Consider the following 24,784-nt stretch of genomic DNA (forward strand, 5'->3'; position numbering starts at 1 on the left):
TGCCCGATATGGGAGCACCATTATCCGACAAGTGCAGCATTTTACAGATTAATGAAGGTTTTACTAATGTACGCAGACAAGCTGTGACTGAAGCTTTCTACGCCGTCCAGTTCATCGTGCGATCATGCAGAGCGCTTTCGTGAAGCCCTCGACGTACTCGCCAGAATCCATGCAAGCGCGGGTCCGATCAGCATACCGATTAGCAGTGCAATGATGATCAACAGCGATACAGGAAGCTGAGGTCCTGCCCAGCCGAGGAACAACAGGGATACTGATTGCTGATTTTCCAGCGCGAAGACAAGCATCAGCAACGCTATCAGCAGGACGAGCAACGTCATCAATACACGCCTGATGTTACGCATTTGCAGACACTCGAATTACGGTGACTATCAAAGCCCCTCCTCCTCATCCTCATTCACCCGATCCCGCAATTCCTTCCCCGGCTTGAAATGAGGAACAAACTTGCCATCCAGGCTGACCGATTGACCGGTCTTCGGATTACGCCCGACCCGTGGCGCACGATAATGCAAGGAAAAACTACCAAACCCCCGAATCTCAATCCGATCCCCAGTGGCCAGACATTGTGACATTTGCTCAAGCATGGTCTTGATGGCCAGCTCCACATCCTTGGATGAAAGCAGCCCTTGATGGGTGACAATTCGTTCGATCAACTCCGACTTCGTCATATTTTTCCCTTCTTTTTCAAGCAGCTAGATCAGCGCTTCAAAGGTTTTAGCACGCCCGAAAGAATTTGAACAGTCCGAGTTTTATCATCTGGCTCCCAATCCAAAAGGCTCAGTGCAGCAGCAGTGAATGACCAGAGGACGAGCTACTTTCATCGGCAAATTACCAGCATTTTACGCGTCAGCAAGCCGGCAGGATTGAATCCGAGGGGAAAACTCTCTCCCTCTTTGACATCATCAGATCTGGCCACAACGCGGTAACCCGCTTCCTCACACTCTTTCGCCGCACGCCTTTGACAGCGCTCCCAGCCTGAACCCAACCCGGAACAATCAACCTCAACTCCACTGACACCATGCACCGCATGAGTTTTTACATTCGTAGTACAGCCCGCCAGTGCCAGTATCGCAATCACGACAATGAGCTTATTCATTCGCATCCTTATGCCTGGCACCCTCACGGAAAGCTCGCCAACCGTAATCCATAGAGTAGCTGCAAAATAACCGATTGATCCGATTAAAGAATCGGACACCTTTCACCTTGATTTGTTTCAAGCGGGCACTGCTCTTGCTCCTTCAATACCGACCAAATTCCAGGCACAAAAAAGGGCGACCAAAGTCGCCCTTTTTTACAGAAAGTCAGAACTTAGTTCTGTTTTTCCGCTTGTGCAGCACGCAGCAGGTCACCCAGAGTGGTGGCTACTGGAGCATCCGTAGCTACTGGCTTGTCGCGCAGGCTCTGGATAGCTTCTTTCTCGTCTTCAACGTCTTTCGACTTGATCGAGAGCTGGATTACGCGGCTCTTGCGGTCAACGCTGATGATCTTGGCTTCTACTTCTTCGCCTTCTTTCAGAACGTTGCGCGCGTCTTCAACGCGGTCACGGCTGATTTCGGAGGCTTTCAGAGTCGCTTCGATATCGTCGGCCAGAGTGATGATGGCGCCTTTAGCGTCAACTTCCTTCACGATGCCTTTAACGATGGCGCCTTTGTCGTTCTCTTGAACGTACTCGGAGAACGGATCGCTTTCCAGTTGCTTGATACCCAGGGAGATGCGCTCGCGCTCTGGGTCAACCGACAGGATAACGGTGTCCAGCTCGTCGCCTTTCTTGAAACGGCGTACGGCTTCTTCGCCCACTTCGTTCCAGGAGATGTCGGACAGGTGAACCAAGCCGTCGATGCCGCCGTCCAGACCAATGAAGATACCGAAATCGGTGATCGACTTGATGGTGCCGGAGATTTTATCGCCCTTGTTGAACTGGCCAGAGAAATCTTCCCATGGGTTAGATTTGCACTGCTTGATGCCCAGGGAGATACGACGACGCTCTTCGTCGATGTCCAGAACCATAACTTCCACTTCGTCGCCGACTTGTACGACTTTCGAAGGGTGGATGTTCTTGTTGGTCCAGTCCATTTCGGAAACGTGTACCAGACCTTCAACGCCTTCTTCCAGCTCAGCGAAGCAGCCGTAGTCGGTCAGGTTGGTTACACGAGCGGTAACGCGAGTGCTTTCTGGGTAACGGGCTTTGATAGCAACCCATGGATCTTCGCCCAGCTGCTTCAGGCCCAGGGAAACACGATTGCGCTCGCGATCGTACTTCAGAACCTTGACATCGATCTCGTCGCCAACGTTGACGATTTCGGAAGGATGCTTGATGCGCTTCCAAGCCATGTCGGTAATGTGCAGCAGGCCATCGACGCCACCCAGATCGACGAATGCGCCGTAATCGGTGAGGTTCTTGACGATACCTTTGACTTGTTGGCCTTCCTGCAGGGATTCCAGCAGAGCTTCGCGCTCGGCGGAGTTCTCGGCTTCCAGGACGCTGCGACGGGAAACGACAACGTTGTTGCGCTTCTGGTCCAGCTTGATGACCTTGAATTCCAGCTCTTTGCCTTCCAGGTGCGTGGTGTCGCGCACTGGACGGACGTCAACCAGAGAACCTGGCAGGAACGCACGGATGCCGTTAACGTCGACAGTGAAGCCGCCTTTAACCTTACCGTTGATAACGCCCTTGACCACTTCTTCGGCTGCGAAGGCTGCTTCCAGAACAATCCAGCATTCAGCGCGCTTGGCTTTTTCACGGGACAGCTTGGTTTCACCAAAGCCGTCTTCAACCGAGTCCAGAGCAACGTGAACTTCGTCACCGACGTTGATGTTCAGTTCGCCAGCGTCGTTGTAGAACTGCTCAAGCGGGATGAGTGCTTCAGACTTCAGGCCAGCGTGAACGGTTACCCAGCGAGCTTGGTAATCGATATCAACGATAACACCGGTGATGATGGAGCCTGCCTGAAGGTTCAGGGTTTTTAGGCTTTCTTCAAAGAGTTCCGCAAAGCTTTCGCTCATTTTAATTCCTGTTGATGAGGGCGAAGAATACGCCCATCTCCACACCCCAGACGGTGTGGGTTAGTTTCATTTAAAAGAAGCCACCGCAGGACTATGACTGGTCCCCTGCGGCCCTCTTGGTCACCCGGCGATATCGCGAATGGCGATCTCGCTCATGATGCGTTCCAGCACCTGCTCGATGGATAATTCCGTGGAATCCAGCTGTATGGCGTCAGCCGCCGGTTTGAGCGGGGCTACCGCTCGCTGGGTGTCACGCTCATCGCGCGCACGTATCTCATCTAGCAGACTCGACAGACTAACACCCTCGACTTTGCCCTTCAACTGCAAATATCGACGACGCGCTCGCTCCTCGGCACTGGCGGTCAGGAAAATCTTCAGCGGCGCGCCAGGAAAAACCACCGTTCCCATGTCGCGACCATCCGCCACCAGGCCCGGCGCTTCCTGAAAAGCACGCTGACGTTGCAGCAACGCCTCACGCACAGCCGGCAGCGCAGCCACCTGGGAGGCTCCGGAGCCGACACTTTCGGTGCGGATGACATCACTGACTTCATCACCTTCCAGAATGATTCGCTGCAACTGACCTTCGGTCGCTGCAATGAACTGAACATCCAGATGAGCGGCAAGTTTCTTCAGCAATTCTTCGTTGGTCAGATCCACGCCATGGTTATGCGCAGCGAACGCCAGCAGTCGGTACAGCGCACCGGAGTCCAGCAGGTTCCAGCCCAGACGCCTGGCCAGTATCCCGGCTACCGTGCCTTTACCCGAGCCACTTGGCCCATCGATGGTGATGACCGGTGCAATGCTGATCACGACTGTGCCTCTTGCGCAACGCGGATGCCAACCTGCGCGCACAGCGCGAGGAAGTTGGGGAACGACGTCGCGACGTTGGCGCAATCATGGATGCGGATGGGCGCGGTCGCGCGCAGTGAAGCAACGCTGAAGGCCATCGCAATCCGGTGGTCGCCGTGACCATGTACTTCGCCGCCGCCGATCGAGCCACCATCAATGATGATACCGTCCGGGGTTGGCTCGCACTTGACGCCCAGCGCCAGCAGGCCGTCAGCCATGACCTGGATACGGTCCGACTCCTTGACCCGCAGCTCTTCTGCGCCAGTCAGTACGGTACGCCCTTCCGCGCAGGCTGCTGCTACGAACAGTACCGGGAACTCGTCGATTGCCAATGGCACCAGCTCTTCGGGAATTTCGATACCTTTAAGTTTAGCTGCACGTACACGCAGGTCTGCGACCGGTTCGCCACCGACTTCACGCTGGTTTTCCAGAGTAATGTCGGCACCCATCAGTCGCAGGATGTCGATGACACCGGTACGGGTCGGGTTGATGCCAACGTGTTCCAGCACCAGCTCCGAACCTTCGGCGATGGATGCAGCCACCAGGAAGAAGGCCGAAGACGAGATGTCGCCCGGCACTTCGATATGAGTGGCCGTCAGTTTGTTGCCGGACTCAACCGATGCGGTGGCGCCATCGACGCTGACCGGGTAGCCGAAGCCACGCAGCATGCGTTCGGTGTGGTCGCGGGTCGGCGCAGGCTCGGTCACGGTGGTCGTGCCTTCGGCATACAGACCGGCCAACAGCAGGCAGGATTTAACCTGGGCGCTGGCCATCGGCATGGTGTAGGTCAAACCCTTGAGCTTGTGCCCCCCTCGAATGGTCATCGGCGGACGCCCTTCGGCGGCGGTTTCGATCACGGCACCCATTTCACGCAGTGGATTGGCCACGCGATTCATTGGGCGCTTGGACAGCGAGGCGTCGCCGGTCAGGGTGCTGTCGAAGTTCTGCGCAGCCAGCAGGCCGGACAGCAGACGCATCGAAGTACCGGAGTTACCCAGATAGATCGGGCCCGGCGCAGGCTTCAGGCCATGCAGGCCGACACCGTGAATGGTCACGCGACCGTGGTGCGGACCTTCGATCACGACGCCCATGTCACGGAACGCCTGCAAGGTCGCCAGGGCATCTTCGCCCTCGAGGAAGCCTTCGACTTCAGTGACGCCTTCGGCCAGGGAGCCGAGCATGATCGAACGGTGGGAAATCGATTTGTCACCTGGTACGCGAATCCGACCGGACAGGCGGCCACCAGGTTGAGCCAGGAAAATCAGATCGTTGGAATTCATAGCGTCCACATAGGCCCTGCGGGCCAGGATTTTACTGAAATGCTCGCGGGCAACCCGGGCGCGAGTGAAAACGCCCAACAATTGGTGCCCATCCCCTGCATCGACCGCGTCGCGCAAGGCGTCGAGGTCGCTGCGAAATGTATCGAGTGTGCGCAGTACAGCTTCGCGGTTGGCGAGGAAGATGTCGTGCCACATGACCGGGTCGCTTCCAGCGATTCTTGTGAAATCGCGGAAACCGCCCGCAGCGTAACGGAAGATCTCAAGATTTTCATTGCGCTTGGCCAGTGAATCGACCAAACCGAATGCCAGCAAGTGCGGCAGATGACTGGTTGCCGCCAACACTTCGTCGTGACGCTCGACCTGCATGTGCTCGACATCGGCACCCAGCTCGCGCCACAAACGGTCGACTACTGCCAGGGCTGCAGGATCGGTTTGCGCCAGCGGAGTCAGGATCACTTTATGGCGACGGAACAGATCGGCGTTGGAGGCCTCTACGCCACTTTGCTCGGAACCGGCAATCGGATGCCCGGGAACAAAATTCGACGGCATGCCGCCAAATGCTTGAGTCGCGGCACGTACTACGTTGCCTTTGGCGCTGCCGACGTCAGTCAAAACCGCTTGCCCCAGATCCATGCCGGCCAAACGGCCGAGCATTTTTTCCATGGCAAGAATTGGCACCGCCAACTGAATCACGTCAGCACCTTGGCAAGCTAGCGCCAAATCTTCTTCACAGCGATCCACCACACCCAGCTCAACCGCCAGCTTGCGCGACTGCGGATCGAGATCGACTCCAACCACTTCGCGGCACAGGCCACTTTCACGCAAGCCCTTGGCAAACGAACCGCCGATCAACCCCAGACCGACCACTACCAGGCGGCCGATCACAGGTTCAGCAGACGGCAGTGCAGTGACATCAACCACGAGCCAGAACCTTGGTCAGCGCCTCAAGGAAGCGACTGTTCTCTGCCGGCAGGCCAATGGTGATGCGCAGGTGGTTCGGCATGCCGTAGTTGGCCACCGGACGCACGATCACGCCTTCGCGCAGCAAGCCTTGGAACACCGGGGCTGCGACTTGACCGAGATCGACGCAAATGAAATTGCCTTTGGACGCAATCCAGCTCAGCCCCAGCTCCCGGAAGCCAGCTTCCAGTTGCTGCATGCCGGACTCGTTCAAGTGACGGCTTTGCGCCAGATACTCTTCATCCTTCAACGCCGCACAGGCAGCGGCCAAGGCCAGGCTGTTGACGTTGAACGGCTGGCGCACGCGGTTCAGCACATCGGCGACCACAGGCGTCGACAAGCCATAACCCACACGCAAGGCCGCCAGGCCATAAGCCTTGGAGAAGGTGCGGGAAACCAGCAGGTTCGGATAAGCCGCCAGGAAGTCCAGACCGTCCGGCAGGTCGCTGCCTTCGGCGTATTCGATGTAGGCCTCGTCCAATACAACCAGCACATGCTCCGGAACATCCTGCAGGAATTCGTCCAGCGCTTCGGCGCCGAACCAGGTCCCGGTCGGATTGTTCGGGTTGGCGATGAAGACCACGCGGGTATTGGCATCGATGGCCGCCAGCATTGCTGGCAGGTCGTGCCCCCAATCCTTGGCCGGAACCACTTTGGCCTGTGCGCCGACGGCTTGAGTCGCGATTGGATAAACCGCAAACGCATGCTCACTGAAAACGGCATTCAGGCCCGGCGCCAGGTAGGCGCGCGCAACCAATTCCAGAATGTCGTTGGAGCCGTTACCCAGGGTCACCTGGCTCAGCTCGACTCGGCATTGCTCGGCCAACAGGCTCTTGAGCGCAAAACCGTTGCCGTCCGGATAACGGGTCAGCTCAGCCAGTGCATTGCTAATAGCCGCCAATGCCTTGGGGCTGGCGCCTAGCGGATTTTCGTTGCTTGCCAGTTTGACGATGCTGGCCGGATCGAGATCCAGCTCACGCGCCAGTTCGTCCACGGGCTTGCCGGGAACGTAAGGGGAAAGTTGTTGCACGCCCGGCTGTGCCAGAGCGAGGAAATTGCCACTCATTGCTATCGCCCTTTAAAGAACTGCTTTCGGGTAGGAACCCAGCACTTTGAGTGCCACTGCTTCCTGACTGATCTTTTCCAGCACACCTTTGACCAACGGGTCACGATGGTGGCCGACGAAGTCGATGAAGAACACGTAGGTCCATTTACCGCTGCGCGAAGGACGCGTCTCGATCCGGGTCAGGTCGATGCCGTTGTCGTGAAACGGCACCAGCAACTCGTGAAGCGCACCCGGCTTGTTGCTCATCGAAACGATGATGGACGTCTTGTCGTCGCCAGTCGGAGGCACTTCCTGATTACCGATCATGAGGAAGCGCGTGGAGTTGTCCGGGCGATCCTCGATTTTCTCGGCCAATCGGGTCAGGCCGTACAAGCCCGCCGCCATGTCACCGGCAATTGCCGCCGAGTTCCACTCACCCTTGACCCGCTTGGCCGCTTCGGCGTTGCTGGACACCGCCACGCGCTCGACATTCGGGTAATGGGCGTCCAGCCACTTGCGGCACTGGGCCAGGGACTGGGCGTGGGAGTAGATGCGACTGATGCTGTCGGTCTTGGTGTTTTCTCCGACCAACAGATGATGGTGGATACGCAACTCGACTTCGCCACAGATCACCATGTCGTGCTCGAGGAAGCTGTCGAGGGTGTGGTTGACCGCGCCTTCAGTGGAGTTTTCCACCGGGACCACGCCAAAATTCACCGCACCGGCCGCCACCTCGCGGAACACTTCGTCAATGGCTGCCATCGGCTTGCTGATCACGGCGTGACCGAAGTGTTTCATGGCCGCCGCCTGGGTGAATGTACCTTCAGGACCAAGGTAAGCCACTTTCAGCGGCTGCTCCAGCGCCAGGCACGAAGACATGATTTCGCGGAACAGCCGCGCCATCTCTTCGTTGCCCAACGGCCCCTGGTTGCGCTCCATGACTCGCTTGAGCACCTGAGCTTCACGCTCAGGACGATAGAACACCGGCACTTCGCCTTCGGCCAGCGAGGCCATCTTTACTCGCGCAACTTCCTGGGCGCAGCGTGCGCGCTCGCTGATCAACTCCAGGACCTTGGTGTCCAGAGCATCAATGCGAACGCGCAGTGCCTTGAGTTCTTGCTCAGACATTAGCCATGTTCCTTCTCGAACTCTGCCATGTACGAAACCAGTGCGTTGACCGCAACGATGTCCACGGCGTTATAGATGGAGGCGCGCATGCCGCCTACCGAACGGTGACCCTTGAGGTTCAACAGCCCACGCTCGTCGGCACCCACCAGGAACGGCTTGTCCAGACGATCATCTGCCAGGCGGAACGGCACGTTCATCCACGAGCGGTCCGGCTCGTTGATCGGGTTGCTGTAAAGGCCGCTGGCATCGATGAAATCGTAGAGCGTGCGCTTTTTCACTTCATTGAGCTTGCCGATGGCTTCGACACCGCCCTGCTCTTTCAGCCACTCAAACACCAGGCCGGACAAGTACCAGGCCAGGGTTGGCGGGGTGTTGTACATCGAGCCGTTATCGGCCGCGACCTTGTAGTTGAGCATGGTCGGGCAAATGGAACGGGCGTGACCCAGCAGGTCTTCGCGAACGATATTGACCACGACGCCGCTCGGACCGATGTTTTTCTGGGCGCCGGCGTAGATCATGCCGAACCGCGAAACATCCACCGGGCGCGACAGAATGTCCGAAGACATGTCGGCCACCAATGGGACGTCACCGGTTTCCGGAATCCATTGGAATTCAAGACCGCCGATGGTTTCGTTCGGCGCGTAATGGACATAGGCTGCGTCTTTCGACAGCTTCCATTCGTTTTGGCCTGGAATGGCAAAGTAATCGTAGGGCTTGGCGGTCGCAGCCACGTTGACATTGCCGTAGCGCGAAGCTTCTTCGATGGCTTTCTGCGACCAGATACCGGTATCGATATAGTCGGCAGAGCCGTTTTCCGGCAACAGGTTCAGAGGAATCTGAGCAAACTGCTGGCTGGCGCCGCCTTGCAGGAACAGCACTTTATAGTTCGACGGGATATTCAGCAGATCACGCAGATCCTGCTCGGCCTTGGTGGCTATGGACACGAACTCATCACTGCGATGGCTCATTTCCATGACTGACAGACCCTTGCCGTGCCAGTCCAAAAGCTCACCCTGGGCGCGCTTCAGAACAGCTTCGGGAAGCGCCGCAGGACCGGCACAGAAGTTATAGGCTCTCTTGCTCACATCCAATCTCGCTCTGATTTGGTGGTATCACGCAATAATACGGGGTGATCGCTTTTCGCATGGCGCGGAACGATCAACTGTAGGAGCGAGCATGCTCGCGATGTACTTGAGGGCGTCGCGCTTAATCAGTAAACCCGCGCCATCGTTAACGTCCATCGCGAGCATGCTCGCTCCTACAGGGTCATCAATATTCCAAAGGGACAAACAACAAGGGGGCGAATTTTCATCCGCCCCCCTTTTTACCCGCTTACTCTTGCGGTTCTTCGTCAGCGGCAGCGTCGAGTTGCTGGTCTTCGGCAACGTCGTCGATCACGACTTCACCGACAAACCCTTCACCCTCTTCACCTTCCAGCTCTTCACCCTCGACTTCCGACGGCTCCTGAACCCGCTCCAGACCGACCAGCGTTTCGTCGCTGGCCAGTTTGATCAGGGTCACGCCCTGGGTATTACGACCCAGGCTGGAGACTTCGTCGACACGGGTGCGCACCAGGGTGCCCTGGTCGGAAATCAGCATGATTTCCTCGCCATCGAGCACCTGGACCGCACCGACCAGACGGCCGTTACGCTCGTTGCTGACCATGGCGATAACGCCCTGACCGCCACGTTTGTACTCAGGGAACTCGGTGATCGCCGTGCGCTTGCCGAAGCCACGCGCCGAAGCAGTGAGGATCTGGCTGCCCTCTTCCGGGATCAGCATGGAAATCAGCTTCTGGCCTTCCGGCAGACGCATACCGCGCACACCGCGGGCGGTACGGCCCATGGCGCGAACATCGGATTCCTTGAAGCGAGTCACCTTGCCGCCGTCGGAGAACAGCATGACTTCGCGCTCGCCATCGGTGATGGCCGCGGAAATCAGCACGTCGCCTTCATCCAGTTCCAGCGCGATCAGGCCAACGCTGCGCTGACGACTGAAGGATTCCAGCGGGGTCTTCTTCACGGTGCCGTTAGCGGTGGCCATGAAGATGTAGTGACCTTCGGTGTATTCCTCGACCGGCAGCATGGTGGTGATGTATTCACCATCATCCAGCGGCAGCAGGTTGACCAGCGGACGACCACGGGCAGCACGGGACGCTTCAGGGATTTCGTAGGTTTTCAGCCAGTACACCTTGCCCTTGCTGGAGAACAGCAGCAGCGTGGTGTGGCTGTTCGCAACCAGCAGGTGAGCGATGTAGTCCTCATCCTTGACGCCGGTCGCCGACTTGCCTTTACCGCCACGACGCTGGGCCTGGTACGCAGCCAAGGGCTGGGTCTTGGCGTAGCCACCGTGGGAAATGGTCACGACGCGCTCTTCTTCCGGGATCATGTCACCCAGGGTCAGATCGAGACGGGCATCGAGGATCTCGGTGCGACGCACATCGCCGTATTCGGCGCGGATCACTTCCAGCTCTTCGCGGATCACTTCCATCAGGCGCGTGGCGCTGTTGAGGATGCGGATCAGCTCGCCGATCTGGTTGAGGATCTCTTGATACTCGGCCAGCAGTTTCTCGTGTTCCAGACCGGTCAGACGGTGCAGACGCAGTTCCAGAATGGCTTGTGCCTGCTCTGGCGACAGGAAGTACTTGCCTTCGCGCAGACCGTATTGCGGATCGAGGTTTTCCGGACGGCACGAATCGGCACCGGCGCGTTCAACCATCGCCACCACGGCCGAGGATTCCCAAGGGGTGCTGATCAGCGCTTCCTTGGCTTCCGACGGCGTTGGCGAGGCCTTGATCAGGGCGATGACCGGGTCGATGTTCGACAGGGCAACCGCTTGACCTTCCAGAATGTGACCACGTTCACGCGCTTTGCGCAGTTCGAACACGGTACGGCGGGTAACCACTTCGCGACGGTGACGAACGAAAGCTTCCAGCAGGTCCTTGAGGTTCAGGATCCGCGGACGGCCGTCGATCAGCGCGACGATGTTGATACCGAACACCGCTTGCAGTTGGGTCTGGGCGTAGAGGTTGTTGAGGATCACCTCAGGCACTTCACCGCGACGCAGTTCGATCACGACGCGCATACCGTCCTTGTCGGACTCGTCGCGCAATTCGGTGATGCCTTCAAGCTTCTTCTCTTTTACCAGCTCGGCGATCTTCTCGATCAGACGCGCCTTGTTCAGCTGGTACGGGAGCTCGGTGATGACGATCTGCTGACGGCCACCGACCTTGTCGATGTCTTCGATCATCGAGCGAGCGCGCATGTAAATGCGGCCGCGACCGGTGCGGTAGGCTTCGATGATGCCGGCGCGACCGTTGATGATCGCGGCGGTCGGGAAGTCCGGACCGGGGATGTATTGCATCAGCTCGTCGACAGTCAGCTCGGGATTGTCGATGAGCGCCAGACAACCGTCGATGACTTCACCGAGGTTGTGCGGCGGAATGTTGGTCGCCATGCCCACGGCGATACCGCTGGAGCCGTTGACCAGCAGGTTGGGAATACGGGTCGGCATGACCGCAGGGATCATTTCGGTGCCGTCGTAGTTCGGCACCCAGTCCACGGTTTCTTTATGCAGGTCGGCCAGCAGCTCGTGCGCCAGCTTGGTCATGCGCACTTCGGTGTATCGCATGGCAGCAGCGTTGTCGCCGTCCACCGAACCGAAGTTGCCCTGGCCGTCTACCAGCAGGTAGCGCAGGGAGAATGGCTGCGCCATCCGAACGATGGTGTCGTACACCGCGGTATCACCGTGCGGGTGATACTTACCGATCACGTCACCGACAACACGGGCAGATTTCTTGTACGGCTTGTTGAAGTCGTTGCCCAACTCGCTCATCGCGAACAGCACACGCCGGTGCACGGGCTTCAAGCCATCGCGCGCATCCGGCAGTGCCCGCCCGACAATTACGCTCATCGCGTAGTCGAGGTAGGACTGCTTCAGCTCGTCTTCGATATTGACCGGGAGGATTTCTTTGGCCAGTTCGCCCATGAGAAGCCTGATTCCTTTTTCTGGTGAAACTTCGTCACATCCATATGGGACCAACGAAGCTCGCCGATACAGGCTGAGTGCCATGCACCGACTTACGACAAATCAACGAGTTATGCCATGGATCTGCGCAGTACGGGTCGCCACTTCGGGCAACCCTGGAAACCGCCGGATGTTATCACAAGAGCCGCCACGCACCTATCCCCCAGACGCGCATGGAGAGTAGTTAGTTGACCGGTGACAGGCTTGAAGGAGACGAGAGAAGCTTAGAGCTTCTTTGAATGCAGATATGAGGCTTGGCTTGCGGATGTTTATTGACTTTCAAGGCCCCATCGCTGGCAAGCCAGCGATGGGGCCTTTCAGACACAACATTCCTTTAATGCAGACGCTTACGGCACATCAACTGCGCCATTTTCGCGGTGTCTGGGCGTTCAACGATGCCTTTTTCAGTGACGATTGCATCAATCAGGTCTGCCGGGGTAACGTCAAACACGGGATTGAAGGCATCGACATCCGCCCCGACCCGCTTGCCGCCAACCTCAAGAAGTTCACGACCGTCACGCTCTTCGATCGGAATGTCGTCGCCGCTGGCCAGTTGCATGTCGATAGTCGAACTCGGCGCCACGACCATGAAGCGCACGCCATGGTGCATGGCGTTGACCGCCAGTTGATAGGTGCCAATCTTGTTCGCCACGTCGCCATTGGCGGTGATCCGGTCGGCTCCGACGATCACCCAGGTAATGCCCTTGGTCTTCATGATGTGGGCGGCAGCGGAGTCGGCGTTGAGGGTCACGGGAATGCCTTCGTTGGCCAGTTCCCACGCAGTCAACCGCGAACCTTGCAACCATGGACGGGTTTCGTCGGCATAAACGCGCTCGACCATGCCCTCGATGAATGCCCCGCGAATCACGCCCAGTGCGGTACCGAAGCCGCCGGTTGCCAGCGCGCCGGTATTGCAGTGGGTCAGGATGGTCTGGGCGTTGCCCTGATGTTTGCGGATCAGGTCCACACCCAACTGCGCCATGGTCAGATTGGCCTCGCGATCACTTTCGTGAATGGCGATGGCTTCAGCTTCCAGCGCCACGAGCGGGTCGGCATTTTCTTTCAAGCGATCAAGCCGGTCGTGCATGCGACCCAGTGCCCAGAACAGGTTGACTGCCGTGGGACGGGAATCGGCCAGCAGCGCAAAATCCTCTTCCAGCGCCGCGTACCAGTCGCCACCCTCGGCAATCCGCTCCCGGGCCGCGAGTACAATGCCATAGGCTGCGCTGATGCCAATCGCCGGGGCACCACGCACCACCATCGAACGAATGGCCTCAGCCACGCCAGCCGCGCTGGTGTAGGCAATCCAGGTTTCCTCGAACGGCAAAATGCGCTGATCCAGCAGATACAGGGCACCGTCACGCCAATCGATGGCCTTAACCTTTTCCGCAGCCAACAGTCGATCGCGCATCCCACACCCCGTACTCAGTAACAAAGCGGCCGATTATAGCGATCCCCCCGCCAAGACGCTCGGGTATACTTCGCCATCCTTTACAAAAGCACTGGAACCCACCTTCGATGCCGAACACTGCCGCTGCGCTCGACCTGTTATTGCTGCCGACCTGGCTGGTACCCGTCGAACCCGCTGGTGTTGTCCTCAAAGAGCATGGCGTGGGCATCCGTGACGGACGCATCGTATTTATCGGCCCACGTTCCGCTGCCCTTAAGCTTAACGCAACCGAAATTCGCGAATTGCCTGACGTGCTGCTCAGCCCCGGCCTGATCAACGCCCACGGGCACGCAGCAATGAGCCTGTTCCGCGGGCTGGCCGATGACCTGCCGCTAATGACCTGGCTGGAAAACCACATCTGGCCTGCGGAAGCCAAATGGGTCGACGAGGGGTTCGTGCGCGATGGCACAGACCTGGCCATTGCCGAGCAGCTCAAGGGCGGTATCACCTGTTTTTCCGACATGTACTTTTTCCCGAAAGTTGCCAGCGAACGCGTGCACAACAGCGGTATCCGCGCGCAGATCGCCATTCCGATCCTCGACTTCCCGATCCCCGGCGCCAGCACCGCGGACGACGCCATTCGTCAGGGTGTCGAACTGTTCGGCGACCTCAAGCACCACGAACGCATCAAGATCACGTTCGGCCCCCATGCGCCCTACACCGTGGGCGATGAAAACCTGGAAAAAATCCGCGTGATCGCCGAGGAGCTGGACGCCTCGATCCACATGCACGTGCACGAGACCGCGTTCGAAGTGCAGCAATCGGTCGAACAGCGCGGTGAACGCCCGCTGGCCCGATTGGCGCGACTGGGCATGCTGGGGCCGCGCTTCCAGGCCGTTCACATGACCCAGATCAGCGATGAAGACCTGCAACTGCTGGTAGAAAGCAACACCCATGTGATTCATTGCCCGGAGTCGAACCTGAAGCTGGCCAGCGGTTTCTGCCCGGTCGAGCGTCTGTGGCAGGCCGGGGTCAATGTCGCAATCGGCACCGATGGCGCGGCCAGCAACAATGACCTCGACCTGCTGGGCGAAACCCGCACCGCCGCCCTGCTGGCCAAGGCCGTCGCCGGTTCCGCCACCGCACTTGACGCCCATCGCGCCCTGCGCATGGCCACACTCAATGGCGCCCGGGCGCTGGGGATCGAGGCCGAGGTCGGCTCGCTGGAAATCGGCAAGGCCGCGGACATCGTGGCATTCGATCTTTCCGGCCTGGCCCAGCAACCGGTGTACGACCCGGTGTCGCAGCTTATATATGCCACCGGCCGGAACTGCGTAAAACACCTTTGGGTCGCAGGCAAACAACTGCTCGACGACCATCGCCTGACACGCATGGATGAAGAGCAACTCAGCGCTACCGCCAAGGCCTGGGGCCAGCGCATCAGCGGCCGCACCGAATCGTAAGCCCCCCGGACCGAACGCCGGGGCAACAGAATTTTTCAAGTTTTTCGAGGACTTAAACCATGAGCAACGTCGACTACGCCGAAATCGCCAAATTCGAGGCCCTGGCCCATCGCTGGTGGGACCGCGAAAGCGAATTCAAACCGCTGCACGACATCAACCCGCTGCGGGTCAACTGGATTGACGAGCGCGTCAACCTGGCCGGCAAGAAGGTCCTCGACGTTGGTTGCGGCGGCGGCATTCTCAGTGAAGCCATGGCGCAGCGAGGCGCAACGGTGACGGGCATCGACATGGGCGAAGCGCCGCTGGCAGTCGCACAACTGCATCAACTGGAGTCCGGCGTGAGCGTCGAGTACCGGCAGATCACCGCCGAAGCCCTGGCCGAGGAGATGCCCGAACAGTTCGACGTAGTCACCTGCCTGGAAATGCTCGAACACGTTCCAGACCCATCCTCGGTGATCCGCGCCTGCTTTCGCATGGTCAAGCCTGGTGGCCAGGTGTTCCTCTCCACCATCAACCGCAACCCGAAGGCTTATCTGTTCGCCATCGTCGGTGCCGAGTACATCATGAAGCTGTTGCCGCGCGGCACTCACGACTTCAAGAAATTTATCCGCCCTTCCGAACTCGGCGCCTGGAGTCGCATGGCTGGCCTGACCGTCAAGGACATCATCGGTCTGACGTACAACCCTCTCACCAAGCATTACAAACTGGCGGCCGACGTGGACGTCAACTACATGATCCAGACCCTGCGCGAGGAGTAAGCCAATGCCAATCAGAGCAGTTCTTTTCGACATGGACGGCACCCTGCTCGACACCGCGCCGGACTTCATCGCGATTTGTCAGGCCATGCGTGCCGACCGTGGCTTGCCACCCATCAACGATAAACACATCCGTGACGAGATCTCCGGCGGCGCCAAGGCGATGGTCGCAGTGACCTTCGCCATGGACCCGGAATCTCCAGGGTTCGAAGAGTTGCGCCTGGAGTTCCTGGAACGTTATCTCGTGGGTTGCGCCGTTCACAGCAAGTTATTCGACGGCATGGGCGAACTGCTGGCGGATATCGAGAAAGCCAACCTGATCTGGGGCGTGGTCACCAACAAGCCACTGCGCTTCGCTGAACCGATCATGCAACAACTAGGGCTGGCCGAGCGCTCGGCGCTGCTGATCTGCCCGGATCATGTGAAGAACAGCAAACCGGACCCAGAGCCGCTGATCCTTGCCTGCAAGATGCTCGACCTCGATCCGGCCAGCGTGTTGTTTGTGGGCGACGATCTGCGCGATATCGAATCCGGGCGCGATGCCGGCACCAGGACGGCTGCGGTCACGTTCGGCTATATCCACCCGGACGATAATCCGCGGCATTGGGGGGCGGACGTGGTGGTCGATCATCCGCTGGAGTTGCGCAAGGTGCTCGATAGCGCCCTCTGTAGCTGCTGATCAACGTCAAAAGATCGCAGCCTGCGGCAGCTCCTACACCGATCGCCCACGTAGGAGCTGCTGCGGGCTGCGATCTTTTCCAGCTTTTAATGGATTGAGGTTTTTATGTTTGATTATTCCGCCCGCCCCGAGCTGCTCAAGGACCGGGTCATTCTGGTGACTGGCGCCGGTCGCGGCATCGGCGCTGCTGCTGCGAAAACTTACGCCGCGCACGGTGCTACCGTTCTGTTGCTGGGCAAGACCGAAGCCAACCTGACCCAGGTCTACGACGAAATCGAAGCTGCCGGGCATCCACAACCTGCCGTGATCCCGTTCAACCTCGAAACCGCCCTGCCCCATCAGTACGATGAACTGGCCGCGATGATCGAAACCGAGTTCGGCCATCTCGACGGCTTGCTTCACAACGCGTCGATCATCGGCCCGCGCACGCCAATCGAACAGCTCTCCGGCGAAAACTTCATGCGTGTCATGCAAGTCAACGTCAACGCCATGTTCATGTTCACCAGTACACTGTTGCCGCTGCTCAAGCTGTCCCGGGATGCCTCGGTAATATTCACCTCCAGCAGTGTCGGGCGAAAAGGTCGGGCGTATTGGGGCGCTTACGGCGTTTCGAAATTCGCCACCGAAGGCCTGATGCAAACCCTGGCCGACGAAGTCGACACCGTGGCGCCAGTGCGCTCCAACAGCATCAACCCCGGCGCAACCCGAACCAGCATGCGCGCCCAGGCTTACCCTGGGGAAAACCCGCTGAATAATCCGACGCCCGAAGAGATCATGCCGGTCTACCTGTACCTGATGGGCCCAGACAGTACCGGCGTCAACGGCCAGGCTTTTAACGCTCAGTAAGTGCCGTGTGTCGCTTCCCCCTTGCGGCGAATTTTCGTCGCGGGGGGAGAAATCCCCTGAAACGGGGCTTTTACTGTCAAAGAAATGCCACGCCTGACTGAAGCGGCACTGCCTACTTCATGTATCTAATTGATTTAATTCAAATTTTATTCACTGGAACCGAATGGCACGACTTTCGCTCTAAGTTTGCTCAACAGGCAACGTGAAAGCAGATGGGCAGTGCTTGAGGTGATGAGTTACTCATCTTCAGCAAAGCGGATTAGACTTGTAAGAAATGTCCTACGGGACTGACGGACCAGTACGACGCGCAGCTCAAAGCCGCTCTCACCCAGCTTGTAAGACAGTCTTGCTGCTTAGGGGGCGCACGCCTTATGAAACCACCTTCCCAGACCAACGCAATTGACTTTGATAGCGCCAAATTGCAACGCCTGGGCTTTGGTCAACAGCCTCCCTTTCTGGAGAGGCCGGTCAACCTCGCGCAATTGCGCCAGCAACTGAACGTGCAGCTGCAAACCAGTCTTGAGCCACAACGCATTCTCGGAATTTTCTTTCGCGAAGTTCAGCGCATCGTGCCGCTGGACGCCTTGAGCTATCAACACAAAAGCAGCGACTTGCGCCTGGATTTCGGCCATAGGGGCCATCACTCCATCAGCTATTGCCTCAGCCACGAAGGCGAACACCTGGGTGAGCTGGTTTTTCGTCGCAATCAGCGATTCAGCGAACCGGAACAGGCCCATCTGGAATCGCTGCTGGCCGCGCTGCTCTTCCCGATGCGCAATGCACTTCTTTATCGTGCCGCCACCCAAAGCGCATTGCGCGACCCGCTGACAGACACTGGCAACCGCATCGCCATGGATCAGACCCTGCAACGGGAGATCGAGCTTTCCCGGCGCCACCTGCAACCGTTATCGCTGCTGATGCTGGACATCGACCATTTCAAGCGAGTCAACGACACCTACGGGCACAGTGCCGGTGATGAAGTGCTCAAGGCAGTTGCCGCTTCAATCAAGAACCAACTGCGTAACGTAGACATGGTGTTCCGCTATGGTGGCGAAGAGTTCTTGATTCTGCTGTCAAACACCACCCGCGAAGCCGCGGCGATGGTTGGTGAGCGATTGAGGTTTGCAACGCAAGCTGAGGATTACCAGGTCGATGGACATCCGATCGAACTGACCGTCAGCCTTGGTTGCTCGACCTTGTTACCAGGTGAATCTGCCGACAGCTTGTTGCGACGTGCCGACAGCGCGATGTATGTGGCCAAGCGCGAAGGACGCAATCGGCTGACGATGGCAGGCTGAGCCTTTGGCCTACGCTTTAATCATTGCGGGAGCGAGCCTGCTCGAGAGAGCGATCTGAGATTCAACAATGATGTTGTTTGACAGTCCGCCATCGCGAGCAGGCTCGCCCCCACGGTTGTTTCAAGCGATCGGATCAGCTTTCGGCCAGTTCCGGACGCTCACGGACCACCAACGCTTTTTCCGCGTGCTCCAACTGCATGCAGCGCTCAAGAAACAGGTACATGTAGTCGTAGCTCTTGCACACCGCCTGGCGTAATTCCACCTGCAAGGATTTGCTGGGGTTCATGCCTGCCAATGTGCAGATGATTTCCAGGGCTTCCCATGGATGGGCATCGTCATACTGGGCATGCATCTTCAGCCACTTCATCGCGCGTTTGCGATCTTCCTCGGCAAACGATGCGGCGTAGATGCCATTGGAACAGACCACCGCCGACCATTCGCCGGTCGCCCCTTCAATGGCGTAGTTGGTGGCAGCAATGCCGACAATCAGCGAATCCGCTGAGCTTGTATGCCAGCACCAATGGCTCAGGGCGTGAAGCTCAGGTGCAACCTGTTGCGCCTGCAGATCTTCCAGGCTGACTCCATGAGCGCGGCTCCAGTGCACCCAATAATCGGCATGGTTCAATTCCACGCGAATGTTGCGCATCAGCCAGCGGCGCGCCATGTCCTCGCCAGGATGACGGGCAAAACGGGTCTTGGTGAGGTTTTGTGCCATATACAACGCGAACTGTTCGACCACCGGCCAGCCACCGATCAGGTACTGACGCATGGTCTTCGCACTGAGCTTGTTATCTCGCATGCGTTGATACAGTTCGTGTTCGACAACCCGGCGCTTGCTCTCGCTGCAATCCTGAATCAGGCGCTGGGCCCAGGCGGGATAACTTGCAGCTTCCATGAGGGGTCCGGTTCTGTTGAATGTGTCGATCACTGTCGAGCTCCTTTTGATTGTGATTGTCAGGATCGGCGAGAGATTTCAACGGAACGTGCCAGGCGCCTTTAGCAGCAAAGGCTGAGGCCTGGCAGGACGACTCTGTAAACTGTCGCAGGTAAACGGATGCGGGCGTTCAATCACATACCCTTGAGCATAATCCACCCCGATCTCAAGCAAGGCCTGCTCAATCTGGGGCGTTTCGACAAACTCGGCTATCGTGCGCTTACCCATGACATGGCCGATGTGATTGATCACTTCGACCATGGCTCGGTTAATCGGGTCGTCCAGCATATCCTTTACGAAACTCCCGTCGATCTTCAGGAAGTCTACAGGCAAATGTTTCAGATACGCGAATGAGGACATTCCGGCGCAAAAGTCATCCAGAGAAAAATGACAACCCAAGCCTTTGAGTTCATTGATGAATCTGATTGCGCTGCCAAGATTTGAAATGGCGCTGGTTTCAGTAATTTCAAAACAAATCATTTCAGGCGGAATCGAATAAGTAACGAACTGTTCCCGCAGGAAGTCGAGAAACGCCTCGTCTCCAATCGTCGTGCCTGACAGATTAATCGCACACATGGCCAACGGCCCCGGGCGCTGCTCGGCCTGGCATTGGGCAATGATTTTGAACACGTTCTGCACGACCCAGCGATCAAGCGAACTCATCAGGCCATAACGCTCAGCGGCAGGAATGAAACTGTCGGGCAGAATCATGCGCCCCGCTTCGTCATGCAAACGCAGCAAAATCTCTATATGCCCGCCGTCCTTGTCAATGTGACCCAGGGGCGCGATCTCCTGGGCATAGAGACAGAAGCGGTCCTCTTCCAATGCCATGTGCAGGCGCTGCACCCAGGCCATTTCGCCGAAGCGCAGGGACAGTTCAGAATCGTCCGGATGATAGACCTGAACCCGGTTACGCCCCTTTTCCTTGGCCATATAACAGGCCATGTCCGCGGTACGTAGCGAGGCTTCCAGCGTGGTCGGACTCTGCGCGACGTGCACCAACCCGATGCTCACAGTGGTCACGAATGGCCGGCCTTTCCAGACGAAATGCAGGTTTTGCACCGTCTGGCGCAGGCTCTCGGCAATTTTTTCAGCGACCTCCAACGAACAGTTTTCCAGCAAGATGCCGAATTCGTCGCCGCCCAGGCGGGCCAGGGTATCGCCTTCGCGCAATCCCGATTGCAACAACGCGCAGATGTGTCGCAACAACTCATCACCCGCCGCATGCCCACAGGTATCGTTGACCAGTTTGAACTGATCCAGATCGAGGAACATCAAGGCATGTCGCCCTGAGTAGCGCGTCAGATTGTGCAGCGCCTGCTCCAGGCGATATTCGAACTCGCGGCGATTGGCAAGGCCGGTCAAGGCATCGTGGGTTGCCTGCCAGGACAGATTGGCGATGTATTGCCGCTCCTGAGTCATGTCGTGCAACACGAGCACCGCTCCGCTGACCTTGCCGGCGTTGCGGATAGGCGCACCGACCAGCGTGACCGACACCGTGCTGCCATCAAGACGCTGAATCAACTTGGAATGCTCGCTACCTCCACTGAGTTGGCCGCTCAAAATGTGCTCGATCAACGTAAAGCCGTCGGCCTGGGCATTGTCATCCAGCAGGTTGAACAATGCTGCCAGCGGCAATCCCGTTGCCTGCTCGGCTTTCCAATGGGTCAACGCCTCAGCGGCCGGGTTCATGTAGGCAATCGCGCCCGAGACATCCGTGGTGATGACTCCGTCGCCAATCGATTGCAGTGTGATCTGCGCCCGGTCCTTCTCCAGTTGCAACGCGTCGGCAAAAGCATGACGTTGCTTGAGCAGTTTATGGGTGCGCATCAGCGCCAGCACGATCAAACCCAGTGCAGTGGCCAGATTCGTCCATAGCAGCAGACGAAGTATCATCCGCGAACCTTCACCCAGCGCATCGCTGAAGGCTTTTGCGGCTGGAGTCACGCCTTCGTTGATGGTGAGAATCTGTTCCTTCCAGCGTTGGATATCGGCTTGCGATGCCCGATTCGCGGTAATGCCCTGATGCATCTCCCGGGCTACATCATCAAGCCGGACCAGATACGAGTCCCCGAGCGTCCAGAGATCAATAGCTTTCTCGAGATAACTGAAGTGCCGGAAATTGAGGTACAGCCAGATCAGGCTGGAGACATCGTCGGGATGATTGCCTCCCTTGAGGATGGCTATGCGCGCTGCTTCGATATCCGGTGGTTGATGGTCCAGGGCCACCCGCAACTCGTGGCCTCCCTGAGGCACCGAAATGGCGTTCTGGTATTTGTGGAAAATCGCCTCATCACGGCTGTCGCCGTAGAGATTGAGGTAATAGATGGCGTCTTTCTGGCCTTTGGACCACAGGCTTTCCCCGGCAACATAGCCACGTACCGCCGACAGCACATAAAGGCTGACGCCACCCAGCAGGGCCTGAAATATCACGACGGCGATAAATGGCCAGACGATGCCCAGCAGCCGTGGCGTTCCGAGTGTCCGCACTTGATTCATGAGGTCCCTTGCTTTAGCACTGCTTGCTCGCCATCCGGGCGAAATCGCTACAGCTAGCCTAGGTCGCGATTGCAGTCCAGGCAAGCGACACACCTTCCCTGAAAGACGCAGCGTGACTGCAAATCACGCGCGTCACGGTGTTTTCCAGTGTATTGACCGTCTGGTTACAACTGCTGCAAATGCCCATAAAGCTTGGCATACAAACCACCATCGGCAATCAGCTGCTGGTGGTCGCCATCCTCGGCGATTTGCCCGCCGTCAAACACCAACACCCGGTCTGCCTGCTTCACGGCAGATAGACGGTGGGCAATGATCAACGTGGTGCGATTGCTCAGGAAACGCGCTAGTGCCTGATGCAGGTTGTATTCGGTGGCGGCATCCAGTGCAGAGGTGGCCTCGTCAAGGATCACCACTTTGGGTTCGGCAAGCACCATCCGCGCAATCGCCAGGCGCTGGCGCTGGCCACCGGACAAACGCACGCCGGAACGCCCGACGATGCTGTCCAGACCGTTGGGCAACTCGCGGACCGTGCCGTGAAGTTGCGCGATTTCCAGGGCTTGCCAGCAAGCCTCATCGCTGCGCTCACGACCCATGGTCAGGTTGGCCCGAATCGTGTCGTTGAACAACGCCGGGTGTTGAAGCACAACCGCGACGTTTTCCCGCACGGTTTCCAGGCCGATCTCTTGCTGGGTCGAGCCGCCAAAGCGAATGGTCCCGGCCAGCGGCGTGTACAAGCCCAGCAGCAATTGCACCAACGTACTCTTGCCACCGCCGCTGGCACCGACAATCGCGACTTTTTCCCCGGGGGCGATGGACAAATTCATCTCGTTCAGGACCAGTTCGTCGCCGTAGCCAAAACTCAACCCCTGCACCTCGAGTCCGACCGTCTGGCGACCGCTGAACGGATCGACGCCCCCCGGGTACTCCGGTTCATCGGCTCGGGACAGCAACTCGTTGATCCGTGACAGCGCGCCGCCGGCGGCGTAGTAGGCATATTGCAGGTTCAGCAATTGTTCCACCGGACCAATCATGAACCACAGGTAGCTGAACACCGCGAGCATCTGGCCGATGGACAGGTCGGAAAACAGCACGGTAAGCATCGCGGCAGCACGAAAAATATCGATACCAAACTGGAACAGCAAACCACTGGCACGGTTTGACGCATCGGTTTTCCACTGCGAGTTCACCGCATAATCACGGACCTCTTTGGCACGCTGACCGAGGCGACCGAGGAAAAACCCTTGGCGATTGCCGGCGCGAACTTCCTGGATTGCATCGAGTGTTTCGGTCAATGCCTGAGTGAAGCGCGAGGTACTGTCGTTCTCGAGTTTTTTCAGGTGCTTGACCCGCTTGCCCAATTGCACCGTGGCGTAGATCACCAACGGATTGAACAACAGAATCAACAGCGCCAGCTTCCAGTGCATCCACATCAGGATGCCGGCGGTTCCGAACAGAGTCAGCATAGCCACAAGGAAGCGACTGAGGGTTTCGCCAACGAATTTGTCCAGAGTATCGAGGTCAGTCACCAAGTGAGTGGTCACCGTGCCACTGCCCAGACTTTCATACTCACCGAGCGAGATGCGTTTGAGTCGTTCGATCAGGCGCAGGCGAATTCGGTAGACGATGTCCTTGGCCAATGCGGCGAACAACCGTGCCTGCACCACGTTGAACAGCAGGGCCGAGCAGCGCAGGGCCAAAGTCACTACCAGCATCAGGCCAATGTAACCGGCGGCTTTTTGCCAAACCTGGGGCAGTGCAAGATTCATGACCTTCAGCGCAGCGTCACCATGCCCCAGCAGCACTTCATCCACCAGCAGCGGCAGGAGTAACGGGATCGGCACGCTGCACAGGGTTGCGAGCACCGCCACGCCGTTGGCGATCCATAGCGACTTTTTATGATGAAGGGCCAGGCGACGGATTTCTGCCCAGCTCAGACGGTCGACACGTTTTGCGCTTGGGACATCGTCAGGCAGATCATGCACAGGCGGCGCGCTCCAGCCAACGGCCAAGAAGCGGGGACAGCACACTGAGCGGTTGATATCCGTTGGTCAGCAGCGCCAATTGGCCATTACGTTCGGCCAACAGGGTCGGAAAACCGGCAATGCCCAAGTCTTGCACCCAGGTGAAATCGGCGTTGGTCGCAGCGTGCATGTCGGCACGGTCGAAAGCGGCCGCGAACTCGATGCGCGGTACGCCAGCCTGCTCTGCCAGTTCCACCAGCACGCTGGCGCGAGTGACATCCCGACCATCGGCGTAAAACGCGTGCTGGATCAGCCGGAGCAGTTTCCATGCGCAATCCGGTGCCAGGCCGCGCGCCGTCACCAGTGCCCGGCAGGCAGGCTCGGTGTCGTAGACAAAACCGTCAGGCAATGCGCCTTCGAGTTTGAACGGTTGGCCGGTGGCCTCCGTGACCGCCTGCCAGTGTTCAAGAATGTAGCGCCGTGTGGTCGGTTCCAGCGCCGCACCGCTGCCGGTGCGCAAACCACCCACGATCAAATGCACTTCAACGCCTGCAGCTTGCGCCTGCTCGACCAATGCGTTGGCGACCGGGGCAAACCCCCAACACCAGGAACACATCGGATCCATCACATAGAGCAGGCGTGCTGACATG

20 protein-coding genes are annotated in these 24,784 nt (G+C 58.2%); 5 read left to right on the top strand and 15 right to left on the bottom strand.

All coding sequences use genetic code 11. From position 1 onward, the window contains the following. Positions 1-122 precede the first annotated feature (122 nt). From AD668_RS20905 to mtnA, 11 genes are all read right to left on the bottom strand, one after another. A complete protein-coding gene (locus AD668_RS20905) occupies positions 123-362 on the bottom strand; it encodes a lipopolysaccharide assembly protein LapA domain-containing protein (RefSeq protein ID WP_053161769.1) in 240 nt (79 codons plus the stop codon). Positions 363-389: 27 nt separating this feature from the next. After that, positions 390-686: an integration host factor subunit beta gene (gene ihfB, locus AD668_RS20910; RefSeq protein ID WP_003369729.1), complete on the bottom strand. Its 297-nt coding sequence runs from the start codon at positions 684-686 to the stop codon at positions 390-392. 149 nt (positions 687-835) lie between these two features. Further along, complete coding sequence (locus AD668_RS29100) at positions 836-1,114, bottom strand: hypothetical protein (protein ID WP_082344540.1); 279 nt, start codon at positions 1,112-1,114, stop codon at positions 836-838. A gap of 212 nt (positions 1,115-1,326) precedes the next feature. Continuing rightward, entirely contained in the window at positions 1,327-3,021 is a 1,695-nt protein-coding gene (rpsA, locus tag AD668_RS20915) for a 30S ribosomal protein S1 (protein ID WP_047527094.1), read from the bottom strand. A 120-nt stretch (positions 3,022-3,141) separates the two neighbouring features. Beyond that, on the bottom strand, positions 3,142-3,831 hold the full coding sequence (gene cmk, locus AD668_RS20920) for a (d)CMP kinase (protein WP_053161771.1): 690 nt from the start codon (positions 3,829-3,831) through the stop codon (positions 3,142-3,144). Then, positions 3,828-6,035: a bifunctional prephenate dehydrogenase/3-phosphoshikimate 1-carboxyvinyltransferase gene (locus AD668_RS20925; protein WP_053162105.1), complete on the bottom strand. Its 2,208-nt coding sequence runs from the start codon at positions 6,033-6,035 to the stop codon at positions 3,828-3,830. The genes cmk and AD668_RS20925 overlap by 4 nt, the downstream gene beginning before the upstream one ends. Before the next feature lie 28 nt (positions 6,036-6,063). Continuing rightward, entirely contained in the window at positions 6,064-7,176 is a 1,113-nt protein-coding gene (gene hisC, locus AD668_RS20930; protein ID WP_053161773.1) for a histidinol-phosphate transaminase, read from the bottom strand. Positions 7,177-7,188: 12 nt separating this feature from the next. Further along, the gene (gene pheA / locus AD668_RS20935) at positions 7,189-8,283 is read right to left on the bottom strand and encodes a prephenate dehydratase (protein WP_027620100.1); all 1,095 of its coding nucleotides are present in this window, start codon (positions 8,281-8,283) and stop codon (positions 7,189-7,191) included. After that, positions 8,283-9,368: a 3-phosphoserine/phosphohydroxythreonine transaminase gene (serC, locus tag AD668_RS20940; RefSeq protein WP_053161775.1), complete on the bottom strand. Its 1,086-nt coding sequence runs from the start codon at positions 9,366-9,368 to the stop codon at positions 8,283-8,285. The genes pheA and serC overlap by 1 nt, the downstream gene beginning before the upstream one ends. Before the next feature lie 247 nt (positions 9,369-9,615). Then, positions 9,616-12,270: a DNA gyrase subunit A gene (gene gyrA, locus AD668_RS20945; protein ID WP_053161777.1), complete on the bottom strand. Its 2,655-nt coding sequence runs from the start codon at positions 12,268-12,270 to the stop codon at positions 9,616-9,618. A gap of 373 nt (positions 12,271-12,643) precedes the next feature. Next, entirely contained in the window at positions 12,644-13,720 is a 1,077-nt protein-coding gene (gene mtnA, locus AD668_RS20950; protein WP_053161779.1) for an S-methyl-5-thioribose-1-phosphate isomerase, read from the bottom strand. 107 nt (positions 13,721-13,827) lie between these two features. On the opposite strand from mtnA, the gene AD668_RS20955 reads away from it, so the two are divergent. The 5 genes from AD668_RS20955 (at position 13,828) to AD668_RS20975 (ending at position 18,740) form a co-directional block, all read left to right on the top strand. Beyond that, positions 13,828-15,162, top strand: a complete 1,335-nt coding sequence (locus AD668_RS20955; RefSeq protein WP_053161781.1) for a TRZ/ATZ family hydrolase — start codon at positions 13,828-13,830, stop codon at positions 15,160-15,162. A gap of 59 nt (positions 15,163-15,221) precedes the next feature. Continuing rightward, positions 15,222-15,920 carry a bifunctional 2-polyprenyl-6-hydroxyphenol methylase/3-demethylubiquinol 3-O-methyltransferase UbiG gene (gene ubiG / locus AD668_RS20960; protein ID WP_053161783.1) on the top strand — a complete coding sequence of 233 codons (699 nt, stop codon included), beginning with the start codon at positions 15,222-15,224 and terminating at the stop codon, positions 15,918-15,920. Positions 15,921-15,924: 4 nt separating this feature from the next. After that, on the top strand, positions 15,925-16,596 hold the full coding sequence (mupP, locus tag AD668_RS20965) for an N-acetylmuramic acid 6-phosphate phosphatase MupP (protein WP_053161785.1): 672 nt from the start codon (positions 15,925-15,927) through the stop codon (positions 16,594-16,596). Positions 16,597-16,701: 105 nt separating this feature from the next. After that, positions 16,702-17,442 (top strand): YciK family oxidoreductase, encoded by a 741-nt coding sequence (locus tag AD668_RS20970; protein ID WP_053161787.1) that lies wholly within the window; start codon positions 16,702-16,704, stop codon positions 17,440-17,442. Between the two features lie 371 nt (positions 17,443-17,813). Next, on the top strand, positions 17,814-18,740 hold the full coding sequence (locus AD668_RS20975; protein WP_053161788.1) for a GGDEF domain-containing protein: 927 nt from the start codon (positions 17,814-17,816) through the stop codon (positions 18,738-18,740). Between the two features lie 133 nt (positions 18,741-18,873). Here AD668_RS20975 and AD668_RS20980 read toward each other — a convergent pair whose 3' ends face one another. From AD668_RS20980 to AD668_RS20995, 4 genes are all read right to left on the bottom strand, one after another. Continuing rightward, positions 18,874-19,635, bottom strand: a complete 762-nt coding sequence (locus AD668_RS20980) for a TenA family transcriptional regulator (RefSeq protein WP_371259830.1) — start codon at positions 19,633-19,635, stop codon at positions 18,874-18,876. 78 nt (positions 19,636-19,713) lie between these two features. After that, positions 19,714-22,173 carry an EAL domain-containing protein gene (locus tag AD668_RS20985; RefSeq protein WP_053161792.1) on the bottom strand — a complete coding sequence of 820 codons (2,460 nt, stop codon included), beginning with the start codon at positions 22,171-22,173 and terminating at the stop codon, positions 19,714-19,716. 164 nt (positions 22,174-22,337) lie between these two features. Continuing rightward, positions 22,338-24,155, bottom strand: a complete 1,818-nt coding sequence (locus tag AD668_RS20990) for an ABC transporter ATP-binding protein (RefSeq protein ID WP_053161794.1) — start codon at positions 24,153-24,155, stop codon at positions 22,338-22,340. Continuing rightward, entirely contained in the window at positions 24,148-24,783 is a 636-nt protein-coding gene (locus AD668_RS20995) for a DsbA family protein (RefSeq protein ID WP_053161796.1), read from the bottom strand. The genes AD668_RS20990 and AD668_RS20995 overlap by 8 nt, the downstream gene beginning before the upstream one ends. Position 24,784 lies beyond the last annotated feature (1 nt).

The sequence above is a fragment of the Pseudomonas sp. P1.8 genome (assembly GCF_001269805.1).
GTDB lineage: Bacteria > Pseudomonadota > Gammaproteobacteria > Pseudomonadales > Pseudomonadaceae > Aquipseudomonas.